Raw genomic sequence first — 24,599 nt, forward strand, 5'->3', positions numbered from 1 at the left:
ACTACATCTGGCTCCCAGTACTTTGGTGTCGATAGAAGGTCGCCCTGCTCCACCCGACCAGCTTCGCTGCCTCTGTCGCAGTTCGCCCTCGAGCGCGAGCATCTTGAACCACCCGCAGCTTCTCTGCGGTCTCCACTGGATCTGTCGGGGGTCGGCCAAAGCGTGTGCCACTTTGCTTCGCAGCCGCGATGCCGGCATTGACTCGCTCGGTGATGAGCTCGCGTTCGTACTCCGCCAAGGTTGCCAGCATGTTCAACATGAGCCGGCCCGTTGAGGTCGCAGGATCGATACCGTCACTGATGGACTTCACCGCCACTCCCCTATCCCGGAGAAGATTCACAGTGTTCAGCACATCAATCAACGACCGGCCCAACCGGTCAACTCGCCAGACCACCACAGTGTCCCCAGACTCGGCATACTCCAGCAGCCTTTTCATCCCTGGACGAGAAACCGCGGTCTTCGATCCAGAGGTCACATCGAAGAACACATCCCGACGTTGCACCCCCTCCCCCAGCAACGCATCGACCTGCAGCTGCGAATCCTGACTCGCGGTGCTAACCCGTGTGTACCCCAAAAGCCTCATAGGACAAGAATGCCTCACAAACGTGTGGACAGAGTAGTTCTGAGACGAATCACGCCGAGACAAGTTAACGAGACATAGCGAGTGCCGGATTCACGCGGAGCTGTAAGCACTCAGCAGCATTCCGGCTGAGTGTCTTATAAAGCTACTGGTTATCGAGGCATCGCCCGGGGCAGTTGAAGCGAAGAGTGGCAGTCACCGCTGCGGCTTGATTAGCTGGACACTACAAGCATTACGAAGACTGCGGTGCCCATAGCGACGAGCGTGAGGAAGACGATCGGCGTCACGCGAAGAACGTTCTTCTCGGCCGGCTTCCCGCGTTGCCGGTCTGCAATCGCAAATCCGAACAGGTAAACCCCTCAGTGGGGGCCTCTCTTGTCTTAATCCACGTGGTGCTGCAATGCAGAACTCAGAAATTCTCTCGTTGATACTGTGCAGACGTGTATCCCCATCACCGAGAGAGACAGGAGCGACCGTGCAATTAACTATCGCGTATCGCTTGCGATGGCTGGTGTTAGTTTTCTGTGCGGTATTAGTCGCCGCAGGGGTGTACCTAGTCATATCCGGTCGTATGGACGGTTGGGCATTACTGGCGACTGGCGCATTCGGAGTCTTGTACCAAGTCGCGATCAACTACACGTATCGGAACTCGAAGGTTGATCCAGGCAACACTATTTGACCGTCATATCCCCATCACAGGGGGCTCGTTCCGTGTCCGCGCCTCAGAACCTCATGCTTAACAACACTGAGCTTCCCAATGCCTGGGCCCTTGAAGCTCAACTGGAGTGCGTGGAGGTATCGCCGGCACACGCGAGCGAATTCGCTACGTTTCAATCAGACCGGTACCGAGAGCAAAAACTTGGAACACGGCAATCACGATCATGCCCACAGCAGCAAGCTGATAAAGACGACCGTCTGGATCACGGTGACTCGAGCGCATGAACTGAGGAATCTTGAAGCGCTCTTCGATCCGCCTATTCCTTTCGCTGACTTTCTCGCGATTCAGCAAAAGATAGACGGCGAAACCTACGATCGCCAGCGGCATAAGCATCCAGATGGATAAGGTGAACTCCATTCGTTGACCCTACGGGACCGAGAGGTCTGCCGTACCGACAGCTGATGTTCATCCACTCTTGTAGCGTGCGACGTCGAGTGGATTCCATCAGTTCCCCGGACCACGTCTTGCATCTCTTCTGTTCTCCATGGGTTCCCCATGCCTCTCGTTCTGCTACGTTAACAAAGTACTTTGCACTGCAAACCGCTAAGGAGCGACACCGTGGCTGAGCAGAATGAGACCCGGAATGATGCCTCACGAGAAGACGTGATGGACCCTGCGGAGAGTCTGAGAATTCTTGACCAAGGGGCTTCGATGGTCCGGGACCGTCTTCAACCCGATGACCGTCAGATACTGGTGGCCTGGGGCTCCAGCTGGCTCATCGGGTACATCCTCTTGTGGCTGACCTCTGATGCAGACGGAACAATTTCGTTCTGGGCCTTTGCGGTGTTCATGGCGTTGCTCATCTCAGCTGCACTCTTTACCGCCATTCACCTCGGCCGTCGCACCGCAGGCATCAGAGGACCCAGCGCCACCAGCGGTTCCATGTACGGCGGTGCGTGGATCATCAGCTTCATCGCAGTCTTCGTGATCAACAACAGACTCGCCGCCTCCGACCTCGATGCCTCCATCACAGCCCCGGTGTCGTTCGGCCTGCCGGTCATGGTCGTGGCGATCCTCTACATGGCAGGAGCCGCGATCTATCGATCCAGAGCACAGTTCGTGCTGGGCGCCTGGATCATGGGATCTCTGCTGTTGTCGCTGTTTGTGGAGATGCCGACCGCCTACGCGGTGATGGGCTTCGCCGGCGGTGGAGCCATGCTCTTCACCTCCCTGGTGCTGCACGCTCTTCGCGGTCGCACCACGTCGAGGACCGCATGAGCACACTCGATCCGGTCATCCACACTCCCGCGCGGCTGCAGATCGCAGCGACACTAGCCCAACTACCCGTCGGAGACTCACTGGCGTTCACCCGGTTGCAGAAGGAACTCTCTATGACCGCCGGCAACCTCTCCACTCACATCCACAAGTTAGAGAACGCTCGATACGTCGAGGTCACTAAAACATATGAGGGCCGCTCCCCCGTCACTTATCTAGCATTGAGTACCTCTGGTAGGGGTGCGCTAGAGACCTACACGCGCCAGATGCGCGAGATTCTCACGAAAGGCTCTCCCGAATAACTCCGCGTCGACACTCCACGCATGTCTCGGAAACCTAATGGTTGCTGAGACAGCCTGAGGACGCTTCGCCCTCAGGGTTCAACGACGACTACCCCGTATGTCGCCAGTCTGTCCGGCGCACACTGGGGCGTGGTGACGATCAGCTGCGACTGGATGGAAACCGGGGACTTGAATCCCACTGTGGAGCTGGCTAGGTGGCTAAGGTGGCCGGATGTACGTTCGGTTTGAGTCCCCCACCGCGAACAGGCACGGCACCCGACTAGGCGTCTTCGTCCTGATGAACGGCCTGGCCCACGAGGGGAGACTCTCACCCACACAACATCAACAGTGGCGAACGACGAACGACTGGTTCAACGCGGCTTACCCGAACCCCAGCCATCTTGACCCCACCATCTATGACCGTGCCATCAATCCTGGTGCGGTCGCTTGGTTCAAGGAAGAGGCCACACACCTCATGGACCGAGTCCCCGCCTATCTGGCTATCCTCGCGTCACACGGCGTCGCGTGCGTGCGCCGAACGACCACCGACCCTGGTCGGATCGTCTACGAAGATGAGTCACAGGTCATTGCCATCCCACACCAAGAGCCACCAATGCGTGACGAAGTTCTCGAATTGCGCCAACTGCGGCAAAGCGCGACGTCGACCCGACCTGTCGTGCGTCAATCGGACCGTGGTGGTGACTAGACGATCGTCATCTCATTGCATTTCTGAACCATATTTTTAGCTGGCAGTTTGCTGACCATTCGCCAGGTCAGGGTGGATTGTGATTCCTTAAGTACTTGAGATTAGATAGATCATCTGCGGGACCGTTCCCCCGCAGTATGAGATCCGATGGACAAGGTCTAAGACCGTCGTCCTCGGCGAGACAGTGAGGTGGTTTGAGATGGCGCAGAAGGTAGAAGTGGTTTTGGTGGATGATCTCGATGGCAGCGAAGCTAAAGAGACCGTCACGTTTGGACTCGACGCTCGGTTCTACGAGATCGATCTCAGCGATGACCACGCCAAAGAGCTGCGGGAAACGCTGAAGAAGTACATTCGCAAAGGCCGCGCGATCGCCCCGCCATCCCCGCAGAATGAGGCACGTCAGATCCGTGAGTGGGCGGTGAAGAACGGCCACCAGGTCTCCTCACGGGGTCGGCTGCACCGCGACATCGTCGAGGCCTACCGCAACGCGAAGAAACGATAACCACCCACCAGCACAAGCCGGTGACGCACGTGGGGTCTGACAGGAGCTTTCAGCTCCTGCCAGACCCCACGTCGTTTTACCCCTTAGCTGCTCCCCCACACTCCGACACGGGCGCTGCGGTGACGCACTGACGGTGGAGGCTAGAAGACGCGGAGCTTATAGAGCTCCGCGATAGACACCAGCTCGGACGCTGTGGGGTCGATGGGGCTGGTTTTCGTTTCCCGGAACTCTGCCCCGGCGAATACCGCCCAGCATTCGAACCGGGTATCTACGCGGGAGAGATACCGCAGACCCCCATAGATGGGGTGACCCGCTGCGTCTCGTTGGTCGAAGGCCCACGAGGCAATCGCGCGGGTGAGCAGTCGGTTGCGTCCGCGGACGCTGGCCACATCAATGACTCCCTCTCCCAGGTCAACAAGTTCTGTGGCCAGCGCGGTGGTGAGCACCTCATGGGTGTGCGGGCTTTCCACATCCAGGAAGGGCAGCGGGTCTCTCAAGATTGCTTCTGCGATGGTGCGCTTATCTCGCCCATCACGAGGTACTCCCCCGACCATCATGAAATGCGGATCTTGTTCTGCCACGTGCTTCCTGATGGCGGGGGATGGACGGAACCGGGCCAGAGTCTCCGCGTAAGCGCCTTCCAAGGAGCTCGCGAAATAAAGCACACCATGGCCGGGGACATCGAAGCGGTTCCCGGCGTGTTTGCGTGGGCTGTCTTCGGCGGAGATCTCAGACCAGTAGAAGGGGTTCTCCGCTCGAGCGACGCGAAAGAGCCGCTTGTCGTGAAGATCCGTGATGGCAGGCGGTTCCAGGGGATCAGGCAGCATTGAGATACGCGCGTGCTGCGGCCATGACGTCCCGGGCCGAGCCCTCGCGGATCGCTTCAGCCGGGGAGGCATCATCGAGCTGGGGGTTCATCCCCATGAACCAGGCCCGGATCGTGGCCGGCTCTTCCTTGTGCCGCAAGAACGTGAACACGGTATCGAGGTCGCGGACCCTCTTCTCTGAGTCATACCGGATGCCGTGACCGCCAGCCCACCGCTGCAAAGACCGGGGCTCGACGTCCATGATGAAGGACAGCAACGAGGACCCGAAGACATCTGTTAGTTCTTGGACGATCTCTGAGATGTCCCTGACTGGGAACTCTGCTGCTGAGTGCGTACGCATGGTCTCACTCATCGTGGCCACCTCCTACAGGTCTAGTGCAACCTATTGTCGCACTAACGTCGCTGCTTTGTCTCTACTATCCGAGGTGAAGAAATAGCAGGCCTAAATACCGGTTCCGGTATTTAGGCCTGCTTCGCGTGCCAAGCTTCAAGCGCTTCGATGAGAATCGAAACCTGGGTCCGGTCTGATTCTGCGGCAGCAAGCTTGAGACGACGGTGCACAGAGACCGGCAGGTCGTATGACGTTCGCTTCGTCTGCTCAGCACTCCCCTGCGTCTGCACAAAGGTCGGCTTCGGCTCCGAAGCCTGCTGCTGCGCCCGCCTGTTGGCCAGCTTTGATTTCATGTCACTCACCGGCAATCTCCTTCAGTTCCTTGTACACGGTCTCGTATCCGTAGAGCTTGTGTGGGCGGGAATAGGTGTTCTGCGAGATCGCAGTTCGTCGCCGAATTTCTGTGCTGAACTTCGGTGGGGCGGCATCATCCGCAAGGACATCGCGAGTAGTCAAGGTGAGCTTCTCTCGGTTATCGACAGCCCCCAAGAGCAGGGCAGCATCTTTTCCGTGAGCCAACCCATCGAGAGTTGCATATGCGCGATCAAGCCCCATGGGTTCTGGCATGACAGGAACGATGACAAAGTCAGCGAAGTCGACCGCGGCCTGCATAACTTCTGCTTGACCCGGTGGAGTGTCAACGAAGACCCATGCAGTGCTTGTCTCTTTGCGGCGAAGCTTTGGCAGCGACACCGAGTGGACTTCGAACTCCAACGGCTCTCCTTCATCCTGTGCGCGAGAGGCCCATTCGGTAGCCGACCCTTGGATATCTGCGTCCCATAACTCGACATGCCTGCCATCGCGCGCTGCAGCGGTAGCGAGGTAGATGGCAGTCGTGGTCTTCCCTACCCCGCCCTTACTGTTCACAATCGCAATGCGCATCTAGCTCTTCCCTGTCGCGGTACTTCGGTACTGCCAGTATTACCGGGATACCGGGATACCGCCGCAACGACACACCAATGATCGCCATACCAGGATGCCGGTCTGGCTAACCAACCCGCTCTCGTTATTACGGTACCCCGGCATTACCTTATAAGCGATTTTCTTTATACGCATAATTACCGCTCCCGGTATTTAGGCACTACAGCATTGAGTGGTGGCGCGGGCAAGACGCCGCTAGTCGATTATCGACCGTAATACCGTTCCCGGTATTCCGGTATACACTTATATCGGTACTACAACCTTCCTGTTTATACCGCGTCCGGTATTTTGGTATTACGTTAGGCGCATATTGCTATCGAATGTATGTTCGATAGATACTGAGGCTCCCATGCGTATCGACCAGATCCAGAGTCTCGATGAGGCCGACCTGACCCAAGGGCTGCACCAGGCCCCGGGGTCCGTCGCGGCGGGCTTCCCGTCTCCGGCCCAGGACTACCAAACTGCGCCGATCAACCTCACCGAGCACTTGATCCGGGATCTCAACAGCACCTTTCTCGTCCGAGTGGCAGGCGACTCGATGGAGGGCGCCGGGATCAGCCATGGGGATGAACTGATCGTGGACCGCTCACGCACAGCGCGGGACATGTCCGTGGTGGTCGCTATCCTCGACGGCGAAATGACCGTGAAGCGGCTGAGGCTGATCAACGGGGGAGTGGTGCTCCAAGCGGAGAACCCTTCCTATCCCTCGATTCACGTCCAGGGGCTCTCTGAACTCGATATCTGGGGAGTGGTCATCAAGTGCATCCACAACCTCTAGACACCGCCTCGATGCCCGCCGGGTCGGAGGCGCGGGAGTACATCGCTCTGATCGATGTGAACTCGTTCTACGTCTCGGCCGAGCGGGTCTTTGATCCCACCCTGCGGGGTCGGCCGGTCATCGTGCTCTCGAACAATGACGGCTGCGTGATTGCTCTGAGTAAGGAAGCTAAGGCACTCGGGGTCACGATGGGCCAGCCCTGGTTCAAGCTCTCGGAGACGGCTGACCAGTTGGGCTTGGTCGCGAAGTCCTCGAACTATGAGTTGTACGGGCAAATGTCTGACCGATTCGTTGGGGTCCTGGGCGAGTGTGCCTCTCAGGTGCAGAAGTACTCCATCGATGAAGCGTTCGTAAAGCTCACCGGCACACCGACTGAGTTGCTGACCTGGGCGAAGATGGTCAAGGAGCGCGTGTGGAAGCATCTCGGACTCCCTGTCTGCGTGGGTGTCGGAGCCTCGAAGACGCTGGCGAAACTGAGTAACCGTGCTGCCAAGAAGCTTGATCACCTGGGCGGGGTTTGTGTGTGGGAGGCCGTGCCAGAAGCGCACCGGGAACAGTTGCTTTCGAACCTTCCAGTCGATGAGGTCTGGGGGATTGGTGGCCGGATGGCGAAGCGGCTCATCGGGCGGGGCATGTACTCGGTGAAGGATTTCCGGGATGCAGACCCGGTGATGCTGCGTGACCGCTTTAGCGTGGTGATTATGCGGCTGTGTTTGGAGCTGCGCGGCACACCGTGTCTTCCTTTTGAAGAGGAGACAGAGGTCAAGGGGCAGTTGATCGTCTCTCGGTCCTTCTCTGAGCCGGTCACCACGAAGGCTGAAATGGCCCAGGTGCTCAGTGTGTATGCGCAGCGGGCCTCGGAGCGGTTGCGGCGCAATCACCGTGAAGCCCGCACCCTCACGGTGTGGGCCAAGACCAGTGCCTACAGCAGCGATGCCGGCAATGAACCCACCGTGACCGTACGCCTGGCCTCGGCCACGGCTGATCCGGTGACCCTGACTCGCGAGGTTAAAGCGCTCCTGCCGAAGCTCACGGAGGGCACCAGGTACGCCAAGGCCGGTATTGGGCTCACAGATCTTGAAGAGCCAGGCCAGGCCGCGACGTTTGATCTGTTCGCTGATGCTCACGAGGACCGCAATATCGCTCCGCTGATTGAGTCGATCAAGAGCAAGTGGAGTCAGCCCTCGATAGGGCTGGGCGCTGCGGGTCTCAAGGTCGGGCAAGCGTGGGAGATGAAGCGTGAGATGCGCAGCCCGAGGTACACCACCCAGTGGGATGAGCTGCCCATCGTGCACGCGAAATAGGACACCGAGAACCAACAAGGACGTGGGAGCAGATGACGGTGACGCAGATGGATCAGGATGCACCAGCACCAGGGGAGTACGCGGCGTTATTGGCCGTACTCAAGCGCATTGGACAGAGCCCTTTGCCGATTACGTTGTGGAGCCTGAGCAATGCAGGGCTCACAGCAGCCGAGTTGAAGACGGCTCTGCATGAATTGGCCACGCGGGGCTGTATCCGGGCGTCGTACCGGGCAGGGCTTCCCGATGCTGTGATGGAGGTGCACCCGGAGGCGGGGCGGTTAGCCGCTGCGTGGACCGCAGGATGGTCCTGAGCCTGTCGGGGGAGGGGAGTCGGGCCCGTGGGGAGAGATCTCGCAGGGAGGCCGACGCCGGCGCAACCGGCGGAAGTGGGGTCGAGAGTGCCGGGGAGCTGGGGCCGGGGTCTGCGGACCACCTGATGCTCCACTGATGAGAATCGGCACTGATGCTGCACATGGCGGCGCAGCCACCGGTACACCGTGGCCGGTGAGGCGGCGAGTTTCTGGCCGATAGCGGCCACGGAGTGGCCCTGTGCGCGCATCTTTTGGGCCGTGCGGGCTTTGGTGTCCGTGCGGGGTTTGCGGGCCTTTGCGGACGCGCTTGGGCCAAGCGCGCGGGCGGCGCGCTGCGCGGCCGTGTTGGCCAGCCCTCCACGTCGGCCCATCTCTGAGAGCGCCTCACGCATCTGCGAGGGCATAGCCACGCCTGCGCGGTGGCCACGGGAGTTAGCCATGTATCGGGTAATGCTGCGGATGATCCCGCGCACCTCGCCCGCGCCCATTGGCTCGGGGGCGGCATCGTTGATCGCCCAGGCCACGGCCTCGAAATCCTCCCCGGCGTAGGCGGCATGGCGGGCGAGGTCGAACACGGTTTGGTTCCGGTTTCCGGTGTCGATCGCGGCCGCGATCGCACTGTGCGCCTGCTTGGTCGCGCTGCGGCCGGTGAACCGCTTCCCCTCGGGCCACAGGTCCGCCGTTTTGAGTCCCTGGTGGAGCTGCTTGAGCCCGTACACCGGGGGAGTGGCTGACGCGCGTAGCTCCGCGCGAGTGTAGGTGGGGTTGCGCACGCGCACCGGGGTCAACGGGTCTACCGCTTCGTCGCCGGCCAGCGCGGCGCGCAGTGCTGCGCCGATAGCGCGGGCGTAGGCGACGGGGCGCTCACGGGCAGTCGATCGCAGATCAACGGTGTCGATCATCCAGCCGGCTTGTGCGCCTTTGCGGGTCTCCACGATCCAAGAGGGACGGATCTCGGCCGGGATCGTGTCGAAAATATCTAGGACGGCCTCGGGCCGGTCAACGTCGATCACCAAGACGGACCCGGCTGACCGTGAGGGCGTGTAGAACTCGAACTCAGCCAGGTCGGAGGCGCTGACCCGCACTGATGGTGCGGTTTTAGTCGGGGACGCGCGAGCCCAGGCGGTGGCCATGTTGCCGAGGAATGAGGCGCGGAAGGCAGCACGAAACGCCGTGTTGTTGCGTGGTCTCTGGGGCGTTTGGGCGCGCGGTGCTACAGTAGGAAGCACAAAAGGTGCCTCCCATGCACGGGAGTCATCGGTTCGATCTCCTCAGGGGATTGGATTCAGAACCGTCCGGTCGGCAAACTAGAGCGGTTCTGAAAAGTCTTGGGGAAGCGCTCACCATTAGGTGGGCGCTTCTTCGTTTATGCGGTCAAGGGAAGTGGCTCCTGGTTTCTCTCGAGGCTTTCGAGGTCGACTCGGTTGAGCCGTTCAATGATGAGCTCCCTGACGAAGTCGTTCTTGGATTCGCCAGTGAGAGACAGGTACCTGTCCAACTTCTCAAAGTAAGGCTGCTCAATACGCGCGCTCACTTGGGTCCGTTGACCCTTGCTGATCTGCGGCATCATTTCCTCCTTTAACCGTGCTCCCCAGTCAATCCCATAAGCGCCGCAGATCTATGAAACTGTTTCAGCGTGTCGGGACTTTTCTTTCCGCCCTGGGCTCCCTGGGACATGTGGCGTGACCGGCCACCAGTGCGCTGTTCTGCGAATCTGACGGGGCCAGTCACGAGCAGTTCCTTTCCTGGTTGGGAGTGGTTAGGAGTTGTTGGCGATGAACCAGAAGACGAACCCGGCCGCTGCGGAGGCGAAGAACAAGGCAAACCCTGTACAGAGGATTGCTGTCCTGAACCTTCCCCAGCGGTTAGAGGCCGCAATCGCGCCGTAGAGCGTTCCAAGTCCGACGATCCAGCAGATAAGTCCGACGAACCAGAACGGGTGCATGGCGGCTAGAGTCCTCGGGCGACGGCTGCGGCTGCGCGCAGCCATGCGCGCTGTGTGGAGCCGCGCAGCGCGTCGTAGTGCAGCACTCCATCGACCATTGCCGGGTCATAGGGGATCGAGACCGCTTCGCGGGCGAGCTTGCTGAATCCGTCGCGGACCTCGGCGGCTTCGGTGGCCTTGGCGGAATCGTTGGATTCCGAGACGATCACCACGGCCTCATCGGCCAGGGCGGCGGAGCGCTCGTCGCGGTCTGCCAGAGCTTCCAGCAGAAGGGCGCCGGCCTCGGCGTGCTCGTCCTTGGTGGTGGTGGCCACCACGAGTTGGTCGGAAAGGTCGATCATGCGCTTCCACAGCGGATCGGACTCGTCGTTACCGGAGTCGATGAAGATCAGCCTGTAGAACTTGCTGGTGACCTGGTGAATGGCGTCCACGTCACCGGCATCGACGCGCTGCGCGTCGGCCAGGGCGACCGGCTTTGAGCGCAGCACGTCGTAGCGGTCGGTGGTCTGGTGGTGCACGAAGTGCGCCAGATCCGCCGACTGGGCTCCGGTGGAGAGAAGATCAGTGGCCTTCGGCAGCAGATCCAGAATGGTCGCATCGTGCGGGCCCTGTTCAGTGCGCCACCCCAGGGTGCCGCGCGTCTGGTTGTTGTCGTAGGCCAGCACCCCGCCGCCGCCGTAGCGGGCGAACACGGCTGAGAGCAGGATCGTCGTCGGGGTCTTCGAGGCTCCACCCTTGCCGTTGACAATGGCGATAGTGCGCGGCCCGGGCCAGTGCTGAGAGACTGCCTGGCGGTCGATCCGCTGGGCCTTCTCGGCCTCGCTTGGGGCAACACGGATACCCATGCTCGCCAGGAATCCGCGCCACCCCTCGGTGGCTGGCTGCTCGCGCTGTTCTTGGTTAAGGAAGCTCTGTCGCTGCTCGCGGACCTGCCGCCGGCTCGATACCGGCGCGGCAGACGAATCCGCGGTGAGCGGGTTGGGCCGTGACGGGGCCGGCTGTGCCGGGGCGTTCACGGGCTGCTCGGCAGGGCTCGCAGCGGTAGGCGCGGCCGGTGGGGGAGTGACTGCCGCCGGCTTCGCGGGGCTCGCGGCCACTGGCGCGGCCGGAGTAGCTTCGGTCGGCGCTGGCGCAGCGGCGGGCTGCTCGGGCTGCTCGGGCTGGGCCTGAGCAGGTGCCGTCGCGCTGTTGGGAGCCGGATCGGCAGGAACGGGAGTCACCGTGCCGCGTGGCTCGATGAGCAACGTCGTCGGGGGAGTCTCATCGGTCACCGCGTAGAGCTGCTCACCCGACGCGCGAGCTCGGCTAATGAGCGCGTCAATGGCCTGCTCTTGGGCCTGGTGGTAAGTGCCGGCGACGATAGTTTCGGGCTCGATTCCCTCCCCGTGCAGGGTCGCGGTCCCGTCATCGGTGATGCTGATCTGAATAGTCATCAATCCTCCTGTTCGTCCTGGGCGGTCTCTTCGGTGTCTGTCTCGTCCGCGGAAACCTCATCAGCGTTCTCTCCTGGGGTCTCTGTGGCCGCGCGGTAGAGAATGGTCTGATCCAGTCGGGGTGCCACCACGTAGACGGCATCGTCAGCGACGACGAGCGGAGCGGTGTCCTCGTCGGTGAAGGTCGCGTAGGGCTGCGCGCCGTCGTCCGGTCGGCCCAGATTCACCAGGGTCGGACCGTCCGTGGTGTTGCCATAGAGGGTGTTCCCAAAGATCACGGGATCTTGAATCGCGGGGATCTCATTGAGGCTTGGATCATCGTCATAGCGGACCGCCAGTGTCCCGATCACTGCGCGCTGCGAGTCGCCGTTAGAGGTGATCTCGGCGGACTCGTTCGGCAGTTGCTCGACCGGCTCTTCGATGATCGTTTCCCCGGTCTCCTGGTCGATGACGGCGATCACGGGGGAGTCCTCAGAGTCGGGCGCAGACCAAGCCAGCACGAGGGCATCGGTGCCGATGGTCCAGAAGGTCTCCGCGGGGCCCTCAACACTCTCCGGGGCAGTGAAGTCGGTAGAGGTGGCTTCACCGTCTATGCCGGTGCGGTAGATGGTTTCAGGGCCAAGTGAAACGGCTTCGCCCTCTACTGCGGACACGGGCTCGGACCCGGCGGGGATCGTGACCTCAGTGAGCACGCCTTCATCGTTGGGAACCAACACGATGAAATCGCCCAGGGACACCAAGGGGGTGTCGCCTTCCCAGAGGATGTCGGCTTCATGGGCGACGGGGACTTGCTCGGGGGCTACCGCGTCACCGGGGGTGACTTCTTCTAATGCCCACAGGTTGAGGTTGCCGCGACTGTAGGAGCCGAGGACCGGCTGCCCGGTCCAGGTGCTCTCGTGGATCTCGGAGAGATCCTGCGGAGCACCTGTTCCGGCCCAGACGGGTTCAGCCGTCTCGGGGTCTCGGATCGAGAGGATTCCGTCACTGTTGGCGGTGATAATCCCTCCATCGTCGAGCCCGGTGACTGAGGTGTCGCTGTTGATATCTACTGACCAGTCCGAGGGTCCGGTGAATCCCTCGGGCAGTCCTACGGGGATCTGCTCGCCGGCCCCGGGGGTTTCCCATGCGGGCACGGCGTTCTGGTCGGGGTCTGTATCGGTGCTCAGGTGCACGGCGAGGGCGGTTCCGCCTCCTAGTGCACCCAGGGTGATGACTGCTCCTACCAGGATGGTGGCGGGGCGTATCAGGGGTTTCTTCTGCTGTGATTCAGGGGTGGGGGTGGTGTCGATGGTCTCGCCATCAACGGTGACGATCATCGTCCATTCCTCGCCTAGTGCGGAACGGATTCTTACTCGTACAGCGTCGAGGCCGTGGGCCTGGGCTTTGCGGGCTGCGGCCTGGGTGGCCGCTTCTGCAAGGTTCACTCCTTGTGCTGGTTCCACCGGAACGCCGTCGAGCTTGGCGGTCTCGTTCGCGTCGTCGTAGTCGATGACGTAGAGCGGGAATGCCGGCACGTTCTCAGGAGTGGTTCGGCCCATCAGTCTGCGTGTTTCTCCTTTACGTCAACGTCATCACTGACACCGGCCTCTGTATCGGCCCCAGCATCACTCTCGGAGTCCGTATCCGGGATCTCGTCCGCGTGGAGAAGGAACTCCCGCAGCTTCGGTTTCATGATCCTGTTGACTCGGCGGCCGGCGTTGATCGAGGACAATCGCCCATCCCGGATCCACTGGTTGACGGTGTTGAGCTTCACCCGCAGCAGATCAGCGATCTCCTTGGGCTGGGCGAGGTCGGGAAAGTCCTTGAGTAACTCATCAATGGAGTCCGGATCATTCACTCTCATACTCCTTATAGTATAGAAAAGCTTTAGATGCGTAAACAGCGTTATAGACTTTAGTGCTCTTTACTGCGCGAGTAGATGACTTTAGGCTGTTGCCATCTCCAACGATTGTACGAACACCCATGCTGGTGAGGGTGTCGCAGCACACATGAGGAAGCAGAGGTCACGCGAGTCGGTGCAGCGCAGTAACCCCTTCACCCACGTACCCGAGGACGAACCAGAGGACGTGGGCGACCTCCGTGATGATGTCTTGGGCGCCGAGACCATCATCAAAGGACCCCCAGAGCCCTTAGCGACGATTCCTTCTCCGGCAGGGGCGACGCCGTGGCCACGGGTCACCCTCGAGGACCATCGATTAATCACCGTGGTGGGACTCCATGGGGGAGCGGGCACCTCGACAGTGGCGTCGATGCTGGGGGAGAGGTCGCTCGACGCCGGTACTGGCTGGCCGGTCGCCTCTGGGTGGGTGCGCCCCTTACCGAGGCTCGGTGTCGTCGTTGTCGCCCGGACCCACTGGGTGGGGCTGAAAGCAGCGGAAGACTTCACCCAGCAGTGGCTGGCCGGAGACCTCCACGAGTCCCGGCTCCTGGGGTTGGTGTTGGTCGATGACGGACCCAAGCTGCTGGATCAGCAGCAGCGCGCCGTCAAGAGGCTCTTGCGCAAGGTCCCTATCGGGGCTCATTTGCCCTGGGTAGAGAGTTGGCGGATTCATCCGCCGGACTTCGGCAGGCCGCCGAGGCGGCTGCAGAAGATTATTCGTACGTTCCATCATCAAGCAGAAGAGGACCCCGCATGATCATGATCGAACTCCTGTCCGCACTGACTGGACTGAACCCCGTGGGGATCGTCCCGGACGTCTCGCCGGAGGCACCTCCTGGGGTGGAGGGGTTCACCACGTTGCTGAACTGGATCTCCTGGGGCGTGATCATGCTCGGCCTGGCCGGCTTCCTCGCCTCGGCCGGCTACCTGGCGTTCGCTTCCTTCACAGGGCGTGAGATCCAGGGCTTCAAGGGTCTGGTGATCTCGATCATCGTGTGCATCCTGGCCGTGGCAGCGGCCGCGATCATCCGAGTGTTCATCTAGAACACTGACGCCACCACGGAACGGGGACCGATATGGCACGGAAAGAACAGCAAGGCGGCGGGAAGTCGTGGATCTTCTGGGGCGTGGGCCTGTTGATCGTGGTCGTCGTAGTGATCGTGGGACTGCTCACGATCCCCACGGGCTCCAATGAGGCCGAAGAGCCCGACGAGGGACTGAACGCAGAAGGTCCAGATCCCTCGGCGCAGCCGGTAGAACCAGAAGAGCCAGCCGAGACGGACGGCGAGGCTCCTTCACGGTGTGAGGATATGGACGCCGACGACTCCTTCCCCACCGAAGCGCCAGAATTCACCTGGGAAGACTTCGAGGGAACAAACGGTTTGGCCCTGCCCGTCTCAGAAGAGCACGGACCAGCGGTGCAGGAAGACGGCTTCTGGCGCTGCTTCTCCCAGACACCAGCCGGTGCAGCATTTGCCGCCCCGAGCCTGTTCCTCGACTTCGTCGTGAGCCGCGAGTACCACGCCGCTGTAGACAACCCCGGAGCCCGCCAGGCCCTTCCCGACGATCCACCAGAGACGTCTGCCGAGAACTTTGACGACGTTCTGGTGCGGGGTTTCCGGATCGTGGATTCCTCTGATGCGGATGCGACGGTGCGCGTCTGGTTCGGATACCCCGAACTTTCGGCGGATGGAGCATATGACTTCACTCTGATTTGGGACGAGGAAGCGAACGACTGGCGACTGGATCTGTCGCCCGGAGAGGCACCTTTTAGCGACCTTACGAACACATCTGACTTCACTGAGTGGAGGTAGGTCCAATGGTCCTGATGACTCTCCTAGCCACCGCTGAGGAAGAAGGTTCCGCGTGTGGATGGGATAACGGCGCCTGCAAGATCGCTGAGGGGCTTATAGGCGGCACCCAAGCGATCGCAGGCGGTGCGGCAACCGCCGCTTTAGAGGCGGTCGCCCAAGGTCTGGCCAATGGAGCTGTGGCGTTTTTGGAGATGATCTCGACCTGGTGGATGAACGCACCAGGGCCGGACCTGGATAACCCTGCGGTGGCCTCGATCCAGGCTGATACGGGTTACTTCATCGCGGCCTTCGCGATCATCGGGTTCTTGCTCGGGCTGGGCAGGATGCTGCTCAGCATGGACTTCAAGAAGATCATCACCGCCTTCGCCCCGGTCGTGACCCTCATCGTGGTCACCGGGGTCTACGCCGTAGCTATCGGCGCGCTGCTCACCGCCGGAGACAGCACCGCCGCATGGCTCCTAGACCGCGCCACGGACGGTGACGCGAACCTAGAGATCCTGGCAGCTCCGGTCGGTGATATGGGGCAGAACATCGGGGTGTACCTGATCGTGTCCCTGCTGACGTTCTTCGGCGCGATCATGAACTTCTTGCTGATGATCTTTCGCGACGTCGTGATCCTCGTCTTGCTCGCCTTCCTCCCCGTGGTCGCTGCCTCGACCGGCTCGGTCTCAGGTAAACAGGCATTCCAGAAGATCAACGGCTGGCTTATCGCCCTGCTGCTCTTCAAGCCAGTTGCAGCCGGAATCTACGCGCTCGGGCTGCGCATGATGACCCAGGACTCAGAGATCGACGGACTCGGTGGTGAGCTGCAGAATTACGCTGCGGCGATGACCGGGATGCTCATTCTCGCCCTCGCGGGCCTTGCCCTGCCGGCCCTGATCAAGTTCGTGGCCCCTGCGGCCGCGATGGGCGCTGCCGCCTTCGGCGGTGGCGCAGCTGTCGCGGGTGCGGCCACGGTCGCGGCTGGTGCCGCCGTGGTCGCTGGAACTGGTGGCGCTGCCGCCCCTGCCATGGCCGGTGGCGCTGCTGCTGGTGGAGGCGCAGCGGCTGGCGGTGGTGCCGGCGCTGCTGGCGCGGCCGGTGGTGGCGCGGCGTCTGCCGGTGCCTCCGGTGCAGCTGGCTATGCAGCTGCTGGGGGTGGTTCCTCCGGGGCTGCTAGTGGAGGCACTGGACAGGCTGCCAGCGGTGCTGGCGAGAGTGGAGCTGGTGCTGGTGACTCCGCTTCCGGCGGTGGTCCTGCTGGGGCTGCTCCCGCCTCTGATGGTGAGTCCGGTCCTGCTGACGGTGGCTCCGGGGACTCCGGGGTCGGCGGCGCAGCGGGCGGCGCTGATTCGACCGGCGAGGGCGCTTCCTCGTCGGGCGGCGCGGGTTCCGCTGGTGGTGCTTCCTCGGGCGGATCTGCCGGCGGTGACCACGGTGGGGCAACTCCGGCCGGGGCATCTTCGACCGGCGGTAGCTCTGGCTCTGGCGGTTTCGAGACCGGCGGCGGCTCGGGTGGTTCTGGCGTGGACGCCGGGACTCCCGGCGGCGCGGAATCCTCCGGCGCTGGCGCAGCCAGCGAGAACGGATCTGGTGGCGGATCTGCCGCCTCGGGCGCTGCGCCAAGTACTGGCGGCGACTCGGGCGGGAAGTCCGGTGGATCGACTGCCGCCAAGACACAGCAGCTCAAGAACGTCATTGATACCGGCACCGCTTCTGGTGCCGGGATCAACAGGGCGGTTGAAGGCGACGATGGGGAGACAGGCGCATGACCAATACCACTTCCGGGGTTATCCCTGGCGTGTACGGCAATCTTCGCCACCCTCAGCGCACCGGCATCCTGGGGCTCTCCCTGGGTGTCTCACTGGCCGGGGTGCCCTTCATCCTCGTGTCCATCGTCCTTATGGCCACCGGCCGCGCGGCTGCGGCTGGCGTGGTCATCGGCGTGGGCGTGCTCGGTGCAGTGCTGTTGGTGGCCACCAAGCGGCAGGGCCGCTCGATCTATGGGAGAAAGATGCTGAAAATCGCGCAACGACGTAAAGAGAAGTCCGGCAAGCACCTCTATATCTCGGGCCCTACCGGGTTCACCCCCGATGGAGCTACGCGGCTTCCTGGGCTCATGGCAGATACCGAACTGACTGAGCACTTGGATAGCTCGAATCAGCCCTTCGGGCTACTGCGCACCTCCGGGCGCGGTGCCTATAACTACTCGGTGGTCATCGAGGCGCGTCCAGATGGTGACGCGCTGGTGGATGGTGACTCGGTGAATCGTCAGGTGGCTCACTGGGGTGGCTGGCTCCAAGCTCGCGGCCAAGAGGACGGAGTCCGCGGGGCCTCGGTGACCATCGAATCCGCGCCCGATTCCGGGCTGCGGCTGCGCCGGCTGCTCTCCCATAACCGGGCCGATGGTGGACCGGAGTTCGCGCGGATCGTCACCGACGGGATCGCCAACGGGTATGACCACGGCGCACCGGAAATGACGGTGCGGCTCACGGTGACCTTCGACGGTAAAGCCTTCGAGGCGAACAAGGATCGCGGCCGCGAGGAAATGGCGATAGACATTGGCGACCGGCTCCCCGGAATCCTCGGTGGTCTGCATTCCACCGGGGCCGGGGTCGTGCGGGCGTGCACGGCTCAGGAGATCATCGACTTCACCCGTGTGGCCTATGACCCGACCACCGCCTCAGCGGTGGAGGAAGCCCAGATGGACGGTGGCACCAACCTTCGGTGGGCTGACGCTGGCCCGTCCTATGCTGCGGATCTCTTCGATTACTACAAGCACGACAGGGTCTTTTCCTCGTCCTGGACGCTCTACGAAGAGCCGCGCGGCACCTTCACCCATGATTCTCTGCGCCGGCTCCTAGAGCCGATGCCGGGGGTGCTGCGCAAGCGCGTCACTCTGCTCTACCGTCCGGTGCCTATCGACCGGACCACGGATCTGGTGCAGCGCGAGATCAAGGAAGCGACCTTCGGCGGATCTCAGCAGCGGGTCTCAGTCCGGGCGGTACAGCGACAGAAAGCAGCGCTGAAGTCGGCGCAGGAAGAAACGATGGGGGCCGGTGTGGCCCGGTTCGGGACCATCGTCACCGTCTCGGTGACTGATCCTGAGCAGTTCCGTCGACTGGATAAAGAAGTGCCTGCCCTGTTCTCGAGAACACGTCTGAGGGTGCGCAAAGCACTCGCCAATCAGGCGGTGACCTTCCAAGCTGGCTTGCCGCTGGGTGTGGTGTTGCCGGATCACATGCTGCTCAACGATGAAATCCAAGACTTCTTCTCATGACCCATACCGCTCGGGAAGCGCCCATGGGGCCAGAGAAGAAACGGCAGAAGCGAAGTGCGAATTTTCGAGACCGGTATTACGGGGTGTTGTTTCTCTGCCTCACGGGGTCATTCGCGGCAACGCTGGCCGTGCTCGTTATCCCGCTACTCGTGATAGACACCCGGGGTCCTAGCTATGTTCCGGGTATGGCTCTGCTGGTGTTTCTCGCGGCCCTTACGGTGATGTTAGTGAGTTCACTTTGGTTGCGTTGGTGGCCAGCAAGACAAGCAGATCTGCCTGCAGAGGTTGTTCACGAGGCACTGACGCCGGAACGCTCTTTGGTCTTCTCGTTCTGTTTAGTTACAGCAGTAGCCAACCTGAACTTCGCAGTCGCCTTCAACGACGCCGTTCTGGGCATCTTGGCCTCTGCTGTTGTTCTGGGGCCGTTGGTGACTTATGCCAAACACGCAGGTCAGCTCCGCATCCTTCTCGAACACGGCCCCATGGCAAACCCGACTGATGTTGGCAAGCTCCAGCAACACAACGAGTGCCTCCAACTCGAGATAGACACTCTGAAGGAGCGTTTAGCTGCGATGGAACGCGCCAGCGTGTGGCAACGCCTGATTCGCCGGTATCCACAACCCCAGGAGCACACATGATTCGCAAGGAACACCCACGCGCTTCGGATGCCGGTACCGCGGGAGCGTCCTTGGGTTCGGAGGAATCGGGACTTGTCTTATCCAAGCGTGATGCGGCCAGACTCGCGCGAGAGGACCGACGAGCTCGCGCGGAAGACAAGCCGTTCAAGGGGCTGCGCCGGGTGTTGGCGCAGATCAGTGCAGACCGGCAGGGGAGTCTTTCCCGTCCTGGGGCAACGGGCTGGAATCGTCGTGGTGGTGGGCCTATGGGCTTCGTGGAGCGACCCTATGAGCTGCAAGGCACCAGCGTGCAGCTCTGTGGCTACTGGCCGTTTATCGCCGGGTCTGGGGTGGATCTGGTGGGCGCGCCGCTGGGCGTGGATTTGCGGCGCCGGTCTCTGGTCTGCGCGGACCCAATTTCTTGGTTCACATCTGAGCTGATCCGTAACCCTTCGGCGTTCGTGCTGGGGCAACCGGGCCTGGGGAAGTCCTCACTGGTCAAGCGCATGGTCGCGGTGCTCCTAGATTGGGGCATCATCCCTATGGCGCTCTCTGACGCGCGGCCCGATTATGTGGACCTCATTCGCGCAGCGGACGGTCAGGTGATCGAGTTCGCGCCTGGGCGGTCGCATATCAACCCTATGGACGTCTCGACCTTCGCGGCCGCGTTGGCCGATGTGCAGAATGAGAACGCGCGGGAAGAAGGGCTCAACGATCTGCGCACGCAGCAGCTTTCGTTGATGAGTGGGCTGGTGGCGATGTTCGCCAGGCGCAGCCTTCAACCGCACGAGATCACGATTCTTTCCCACGCGATCCGCACCCTGGACCCGGATCTGGCGACTCCTGTGCTGATTCCGGAACTGACCGAGTTCATCCGGTCCCGGCCGGTAACTTTGCGGAACCTAACCCTGACCCACGATGACAGCGAAGCCTATGACGCTCGCGTGCAGGGCCTTCTCGATGCGCTGATCTCGATGGGACCAGATGGGCTCTACGGGGATCTGTTTTCGCAGCCAACCTCAGCCCACATCATCCCGGGTAAGCCGGTGGTCTTCGATGTGTCCGGGGTCAATGAGAACGACAGCGTTCTCATGGCTGCGGTGCAGTCGTTGTGCTGGAACCTTGGCACGGTCACCGTGGCCACGGAGAAGATCGTGACCACGGATCGAGGCATTCCGCCGAAGCACTATCTTCTGGTGATGGATGAGCTGTGGAAGGTGCTGCGGGCATCTGAGCAGATGGTGTACTTCGTGGACTCCCTGACCAGGCTCAACCGGGGGAGGGGGATCGGGCAGATCATGATTACTCACACTATGAACGACTTGAAGCTCTCGTCCGAGACGTTGACCGATGTGGCGTGGGGGTTCGTGAACCGTTCGGAGATGGTGTTCCTGGGCGGGCTCGCGCCCGATGAGATGGGTAACCTAGAGACCGTGTTCGCCCTGTCTAACACGGAGAAGTCCTGGATCACGGACTGGACTGATGATTCTGGTGGGGGAGTGGGGACTGAACGACGTCCGCACACGGGCAAGTTCATCCTCAAGACGGGTAAGCGGCCAGGGATTCCTTTTAAGGTCGTGCAGGTCAAAGCCGAGATCGCGGTGACCGACACCAACCAAGCATGGATGACCTCCCGGAATGGGACGCCTGCTAGTCAATAGCAGAGACGAAATGTCCGACACCAGCACCAAATCGTCGTCGTCCTAGAACGAGCCTCGTCCGTCGAAGACGTGAACGATCTGCAGGGCAAGCGCAGCGGGTCAATCACCGAGTACCTCGCCGGCCTCGACAACACGATCACGATGCGACTCGACGCGCCGAGCCTTATCGCGGATCAGGACACAGCGGAGATCCAGGTCCAACGATCCACAGGACTCAAAGTGGTAGGTCGTCATGTCGTAGCGTGAATGGTTCTCACGTCAGCGGGCGGTTGAGTTGCGTTGTCAGTCATCTCGGATGCGGGCGCTAACGCAGACCTGGGAGTAATCATAAATACCGGGATACGTTTCTACAGAACGCTGTTCGGCAAAGGCGTACCCTCGAAGTTACCTGAGAGAACCGGTCGATGTTCGGCGAGTCAACGGGCAAAGTCGGGCTAGGGGACATACATTCCACCTATTTCTGCGCCGGCGCATAGGACGCACCTCCACAATCGCATCAGCCAAGTCCTTGGCGCGAAAGGTCCCCGACCCCCGCGACAGTACTCGCTCGCGAACTGTTGAGGCTCTTAGGCCCTATTATTTGGGACAGGACGACCTCTAGTGAGATTCAGATACTCGGTGCCATGTGTAGAGCTATCGCATCTGGCGCTGGGACAGCCGGTAGTCCAGGAGCACCAGCACCAGCACGACGGCGAACCCTGCGGCTCCCAGCCCCAGGGCCAGTCCGAGGTTCTCACCTGGGCCCAGCAGTCCCCTGGCTTCGTCCTGCCAGGGCCACAGCGTGCGCAGCGCCCCGACCATCACCCCGGTGAGCACGATCATGGTGATCCGGTGCCGATGATCGAGCAGCCACTTCAAGCCCTTGACGATGCAGATCATGCCCAGCGCCAGGCCCAGCGCGAAGATGCTCAGGTAGCCGAGGTCGAGGTCAGCAGCGGCGCGCAGGGTCGGTTCATAGAGCCCGAAGGTCAGCAGCAGGAAGGACCCGGAGAGCCCGGGCAGCAGCAGCGCCGACACGGCGATGGCGGCCGCGGGCAGGATCACGTACCAGGTGGGCTCCATGGACGTGGCCGGCAGCGAGACCAGCCAGAAGGTCAGGGCTGCGGCGAGGATCCCGGCGAACAGATGAGACACCTTCAACGGCCCGGACCGGTCGAACCAGGCCATCTGCAGCGGCACGAAGATCGAGGCCAGCACCATGCCGAAGAAGGTCGCGCGGGTGAGTTCGGGATAGGTCTCCACCGCCGTGGCCATGGGGCCCGCCACGGTGAACACGGCGATCACCATACCGATCATGACCGGGATGATGATCTTCCACTCGGCCTGGCGCAGGTGGTGTATGAAGCCCGCCCGACGGTCCGGACCGGTGATCAGCGCCTTGCCGGCGGAGACCACGTGGGAGGCTGAATCGATCAGCTGGCGGTAGATCCCGACCACCAGCGCCACGGTGCCGCCGGAGACTCCGGGCACGGTCTCCACCGTGCCGATCATCGCGCCGCGGATCAGGTTCCCCGGCAGCGAGGTACGGCGAGCCGAGAGCGCTGACTCACCAGCAGCTATGGGCTTCGCCTCAGGAGGAGTTGAGGACTGGGAAGACTCGACTGTAATGATGTACTCCTCGATGAAGTGTGAAACGAAGAACGACAAGGCCCCAGCGTCCGGGGCAAGGAACTGGGTAGGGCGGTTCTGACGAATCGCTGTACCTATGTGTTGCATTCCTTCTCGGTAGGCTGGTCTAGGTCAACGGTGACATCGATGGAGGAGGAACTGTCGCTACCTGGAAGATCCAGTCCGGAAAGGACACGTTCAAAGTGTACGGTGGGGACCCCTTTATCAAGGCGGTTGATCGAGCCGTAAATGAGTATCTGCAGCGGAACACCGGGTTTACAGTTCACAGCCTGCACGGAGCCGCGGGGCTCCCGGTAGGGGATGAAGTCTCAGTGTGGATTAACGCCTCGACACCGCAGTTGTTCATCTACTCGTCAACCGTGAACGAGGCAGAGACCGAGAAACTGTTCCTCCTTTTACTGGAGCAGCTCGAAGCAGGCGGGCGACTTACCATCCCTCAGCATCACGAGGCCCCATTGTCCGCGGATCGGTGTGAACTCAGCGGTACTGTTTGACGAACCTTCTGAGGGATTCCTCCCCAGAGCCAGCGCGAACCGAGGCGACTGAGGTTGCTAGATCTTCGGAAGCTCGTTGTACTGCACCTCGGGGAGAGGAACTCCTGATCTGAAGGTTGCGCGGCTTAGCGCAAAGCCACCCACCGGAGCCGTCATCAGCTGCAGCAGTATTGCAAGGCCCAGTGTGATCAGGTTCGCGATAGAAGGATCAAGCACTAGCGTGCCCAGCAGCATGAGACAGATCCCAAGCGTGCCAGACTTCGTTACTGCGGTCAGCCGCGTGTAAGCGTCTGAAAACCGCAATAGACCTACGGCGGCAATCACAAACAGCGCGAGCCCCAGGACCAGGGCAGAAGCTCCAAGTAATGTTTGAGCAGTGCTAAGGATCGTAGCCTCGGAGCTCACTGACGTCTCCTTCCCAGGAATCGGGCAAGAATCAAGGCGGAAATGAACCCGACGAGGGTTCCCACCAGCACCAAGTCGAACAACAGGTCTCTCTCCCACGCCAAGCCTAGTATTGCAATAGAAGCCACCAGGACGAAGAAAACATGGTCTGCGCCTACTGCGCGATCAGCATCAGCTGGTCCCAGTGCGACCCTCCACATGGCCGGCAGAAGCGTGAGAGCCAGAATGACGAGCACTATCGCTGAAATTGTTAGACCTAGGATCTCGACTCCTAGGAACTCTTCAGGAGTCACTGGTGCCTCCCTTCGTCGCGACTAACCCCGACAGTGACAAGGCGCATCCGGCCCTCTAGTTCTTCGAGTTGTTGACGGAACCTATTCGGGTCGGAAGGGGCGTAGAGGCCCAACACGTAGAGCACGTGCTGACCGTTGTTCGTCTCCACGTCTATGGTCAAGGTGCCTGGTGTCAGGGTGATCAAGTTCGATAAGAGGGTCAGTTCCCACGCGCTGCGAGATCGCGCCGGGTAGGCCACCACTCCGGGGGTCAATGCAGATCCTGGCGTGAGAATATCCACAGCAACCTGCCAGTTGGCTCGAAACATCTGCACCAAGAAGTAGACGAGGAATCCTGGGAGTCTCAGTAGTTGGGTCAGGCGTCGCTTCATGGGCTCACCACAGCCTGTGTGTACGCCTCTGGGTTGGACAGCCCCTGCGCTGCAGTTTCGGCCAGGCCAAGTACAACATCGGCCCCGAGCCCTATGCAGATGGTCAGCAGCGCCAGCGTGGCCGCTGGCGCAATCAGTCTCCGAGGGACCCGTCCGCCATGGTCGCCAGGTTTGTTTTTTCCTCCTCTTGGGTGTTTAACCCTGGTTCGTAGTCGGTCACTTCCAGGGTCGGTGCGGTCAGGCATGATCGCGGAAGTGGCCTGGT

Annotated in this window: 28 protein-coding genes; 14 read left to right on the forward strand and 14 right to left on the reverse strand. The window is 61.4% G+C overall.

The features are described from left to right. Position 1 precedes the first annotated feature (1 nt). Positions 2–583, reverse strand: coding sequence for a recombinase family protein (locus HNR11_RS13695; RefSeq protein ID WP_179443102.1), 582 nt, complete (start codon positions 581–583; stop codon positions 2–4). An 820-nt stretch (positions 584–1,403) separates the two neighbouring features. Further along, positions 1,404–1,655 carry a hypothetical protein gene (locus tag HNR11_RS13700; protein WP_179443103.1) on the reverse strand — a complete coding sequence of 84 codons (252 nt, stop codon included), beginning with the start codon at positions 1,653–1,655 and terminating at the stop codon, positions 1,404–1,406. A 201-nt stretch (positions 1,656–1,856) separates the two neighbouring features. Between HNR11_RS13700 and HNR11_RS13705 the strand changes: the two genes are divergently transcribed. The 4 genes from HNR11_RS13705 (at position 1,857) to HNR11_RS13720 (ending at position 4,002) form a co-directional block, all read left to right on the forward strand. Further along, the gene (locus HNR11_RS13705; RefSeq protein ID WP_179443104.1) at positions 1,857–2,516 is read left to right on the forward strand and encodes a hypothetical protein; all 660 of its coding nucleotides are present in this window, start codon (positions 1,857–1,859) and stop codon (positions 2,514–2,516) included. Further along, a complete protein-coding gene (locus HNR11_RS13710) occupies positions 2,513–2,815 on the forward strand; it encodes a transcriptional regulator (protein WP_179443105.1) in 303 nt (100 codons plus the stop codon). The genes HNR11_RS13705 and HNR11_RS13710 overlap by 4 nt, the downstream gene beginning before the upstream one ends. Positions 2,816–3,092: 277 nt before the next feature. Further along, positions 3,093–3,500 (forward strand): hypothetical protein, encoded by a 408-nt coding sequence (locus tag HNR11_RS13715; protein ID WP_218850040.1) that lies wholly within the window; start codon positions 3,093–3,095, stop codon positions 3,498–3,500. A gap of 199 nt (positions 3,501–3,699) precedes the next feature. Beyond that, the gene (locus HNR11_RS13720; RefSeq protein WP_179443106.1) at positions 3,700–4,002 is read left to right on the forward strand and encodes a histone-like nucleoid-structuring protein Lsr2; all 303 of its coding nucleotides are present in this window, start codon (positions 3,700–3,702) and stop codon (positions 4,000–4,002) included. 140 nt (positions 4,003–4,142) lie between these two features. Here the strand turns inward: HNR11_RS13720 and HNR11_RS13725 are convergent, their stop codons facing one another. From HNR11_RS13725 to HNR11_RS13740, 4 genes are all read right to left on the reverse strand, one after another. After that, positions 4,143–4,829 (reverse strand): RES family NAD+ phosphorylase, encoded by a 687-nt coding sequence (locus HNR11_RS13725; RefSeq protein ID WP_179443107.1) that lies wholly within the window; start codon positions 4,827–4,829, stop codon positions 4,143–4,145. Next, complete coding sequence (locus tag HNR11_RS13730) at positions 4,819–5,181, reverse strand: hypothetical protein (protein WP_179443108.1); 363 nt, start codon at positions 5,179–5,181, stop codon at positions 4,819–4,821. Before HNR11_RS13730 ends, HNR11_RS13725 begins: the two co-directional genes overlap by 11 nt. A 110-nt stretch (positions 5,182–5,291) precedes the next feature. After that, a complete protein-coding gene (locus tag HNR11_RS13735) occupies positions 5,292–5,522 on the reverse strand; it encodes a hypothetical protein (protein ID WP_179443109.1) in 231 nt (76 codons plus the stop codon). After that, on the reverse strand, positions 5,515–6,102 hold the full coding sequence (locus HNR11_RS13740; RefSeq protein WP_179443110.1) for a ParA family protein: 588 nt from the start codon (positions 6,100–6,102) through the stop codon (positions 5,515–5,517). The genes HNR11_RS13735 and HNR11_RS13740 overlap by 8 nt, the downstream gene beginning before the upstream one ends. 388 nt (positions 6,103–6,490) lie before the next feature. Between HNR11_RS13740 and HNR11_RS13745 the strand changes: the two genes are divergently transcribed. Both HNR11_RS13745 and HNR11_RS13750 read left to right on the forward strand, forming a co-directional pair. Next, the gene (locus HNR11_RS13745; RefSeq protein ID WP_179443111.1) at positions 6,491–6,919 is read left to right on the forward strand and encodes a LexA family protein; all 429 of its coding nucleotides are present in this window, start codon (positions 6,491–6,493) and stop codon (positions 6,917–6,919) included. Positions 6,920–6,930: 11 nt separating this feature from the next. After that, entirely contained in the window at positions 6,931–8,223 is a 1,293-nt protein-coding gene (locus HNR11_RS13750; protein WP_179443112.1) for a Y-family DNA polymerase, read from the forward strand. A gap of 52 nt (positions 8,224–8,275) precedes the next feature. On the opposite strand, the gene HNR11_RS13755 is transcribed toward HNR11_RS13750, so the two are convergent. The 4 genes from HNR11_RS13755 to HNR11_RS13770 all read right to left on the reverse strand — a co-directional run bounded on the left by HNR11_RS13755 (position 8,276) and on the right by HNR11_RS13770 (position 13,749). After that, the gene (locus HNR11_RS13755; protein WP_179443113.1) at positions 8,276–9,619 is read right to left on the reverse strand and encodes a replication initiation protein; all 1,344 of its coding nucleotides are present in this window, start codon (positions 9,617–9,619) and stop codon (positions 8,276–8,278) included. An 865-nt stretch (positions 9,620–10,484) separates the two neighbouring features. Then, positions 10,485–11,912, reverse strand: a complete 1,428-nt coding sequence (locus HNR11_RS13760) for an AAA family ATPase (RefSeq protein ID WP_179443114.1) — start codon at positions 11,910–11,912, stop codon at positions 10,485–10,487. After that, positions 11,912–13,450 (reverse strand): hypothetical protein, encoded by a 1,539-nt coding sequence (locus HNR11_RS13765; RefSeq protein WP_179443115.1) that lies wholly within the window; start codon positions 13,448–13,450, stop codon positions 11,912–11,914. Before HNR11_RS13765 ends, HNR11_RS13760 begins: the two co-directional genes overlap by 1 nt. Next, positions 13,450–13,749, reverse strand: coding sequence for a helix-turn-helix domain-containing protein (locus HNR11_RS13770; protein ID WP_179443116.1), 300 nt, complete (start codon positions 13,747–13,749; stop codon positions 13,450–13,452). Before HNR11_RS13770 ends, HNR11_RS13765 begins: the two co-directional genes overlap by 1 nt. 151 nt (positions 13,750–13,900) lie before the next feature. On the opposite strand from HNR11_RS13770, the gene HNR11_RS13775 reads away from it, so the two are divergent. From HNR11_RS13775 to HNR11_RS13810, 8 genes are all read left to right on the forward strand, one after another. After that, the gene (locus HNR11_RS13775) at positions 13,901–14,548 is read left to right on the forward strand and encodes a DUF6668 family protein (protein WP_179443117.1); all 648 of its coding nucleotides are present in this window, start codon (positions 13,901–13,903) and stop codon (positions 14,546–14,548) included. Between the two features lie 2 nt (positions 14,549–14,550). Continuing rightward, on the forward strand, positions 14,551–14,835 hold the full coding sequence (locus HNR11_RS13780; RefSeq protein ID WP_179443118.1) for a hypothetical protein: 285 nt from the start codon (positions 14,551–14,553) through the stop codon (positions 14,833–14,835). Positions 14,836–14,867: 32 nt separating this feature from the next. Next, entirely contained in the window at positions 14,868–15,605 is a 738-nt protein-coding gene (locus tag HNR11_RS13785) for a DUF8175 domain-containg protein (protein ID WP_179443119.1), read from the forward strand. A gap of 14 nt (positions 15,606–15,619) precedes the next feature. Beyond that, positions 15,620–17,356, forward strand: a complete 1,737-nt coding sequence (locus HNR11_RS13790; protein WP_179443120.1) for a hypothetical protein — start codon at positions 15,620–15,622, stop codon at positions 17,354–17,356. Beyond that, positions 17,353–18,864: an SCO6880 family protein gene (locus HNR11_RS13795; RefSeq protein WP_179443121.1), complete on the forward strand. Its 1,512-nt coding sequence runs from the start codon at positions 17,353–17,355 to the stop codon at positions 18,862–18,864. Before HNR11_RS13790 ends, HNR11_RS13795 begins: the two co-directional genes overlap by 4 nt. After that, positions 18,861–19,502 (forward strand): hypothetical protein, encoded by a 642-nt coding sequence (locus HNR11_RS13800; RefSeq protein WP_179443122.1) that lies wholly within the window; start codon positions 18,861–18,863, stop codon positions 19,500–19,502. The genes HNR11_RS13795 and HNR11_RS13800 overlap by 4 nt, the downstream gene beginning before the upstream one ends. Beyond that, positions 19,499–21,142 carry a hypothetical protein gene (locus HNR11_RS13805; RefSeq protein WP_179443123.1) on the forward strand — a complete coding sequence of 548 codons (1,644 nt, stop codon included), beginning with the start codon at positions 19,499–19,501 and terminating at the stop codon, positions 21,140–21,142. Before HNR11_RS13800 ends, HNR11_RS13805 begins: the two co-directional genes overlap by 4 nt. Positions 21,143–21,211: 69 nt before the next feature. Next, complete coding sequence (locus tag HNR11_RS13810; RefSeq protein ID WP_179443124.1) at positions 21,212–21,388, forward strand: hypothetical protein; 177 nt, start codon at positions 21,212–21,214, stop codon at positions 21,386–21,388. A 387-nt stretch (positions 21,389–21,775) separates the two neighbouring features. On the opposite strand, the gene HNR11_RS13815 is transcribed toward HNR11_RS13810, so the two are convergent. The 4 genes from HNR11_RS13815 to HNR11_RS14395 form a co-directional block, all read right to left on the reverse strand. Next, entirely contained in the window at positions 21,776–22,789 is a 1,014-nt protein-coding gene (locus HNR11_RS13815) for a DUF368 domain-containing protein (protein ID WP_246310693.1), read from the reverse strand. 533 nt (positions 22,790–23,322) lie between these two features. Beyond that, a complete protein-coding gene (gene mnhG, locus HNR11_RS13820) occupies positions 23,323–23,670 on the reverse strand; it encodes a monovalent cation/H(+) antiporter subunit G (protein WP_179443126.1) in 348 nt (115 codons plus the stop codon). Next, the gene (locus HNR11_RS13825) at positions 23,667–23,963 is read right to left on the reverse strand and encodes a monovalent cation/H+ antiporter complex subunit F (protein WP_179443127.1); all 297 of its coding nucleotides are present in this window, start codon (positions 23,961–23,963) and stop codon (positions 23,667–23,669) included. Before HNR11_RS13825 ends, mnhG begins: the two co-directional genes overlap by 4 nt. Continuing rightward, a complete protein-coding gene (locus HNR11_RS14395) occupies positions 23,960–24,334 on the reverse strand; it encodes a Na+/H+ antiporter subunit E (RefSeq protein ID WP_179443128.1) in 375 nt (124 codons plus the stop codon). Before HNR11_RS14395 ends, HNR11_RS13825 begins: the two co-directional genes overlap by 4 nt. Positions 24,335–24,599: the final 265 nt, after the last annotated feature.

Source organism: Nesterenkonia sandarakina, assembly GCF_013410215.1.
GTDB classification, from domain to species: domain Bacteria; phylum Actinomycetota; class Actinomycetes; order Actinomycetales; family Micrococcaceae; genus Nesterenkonia; species Nesterenkonia sandarakina.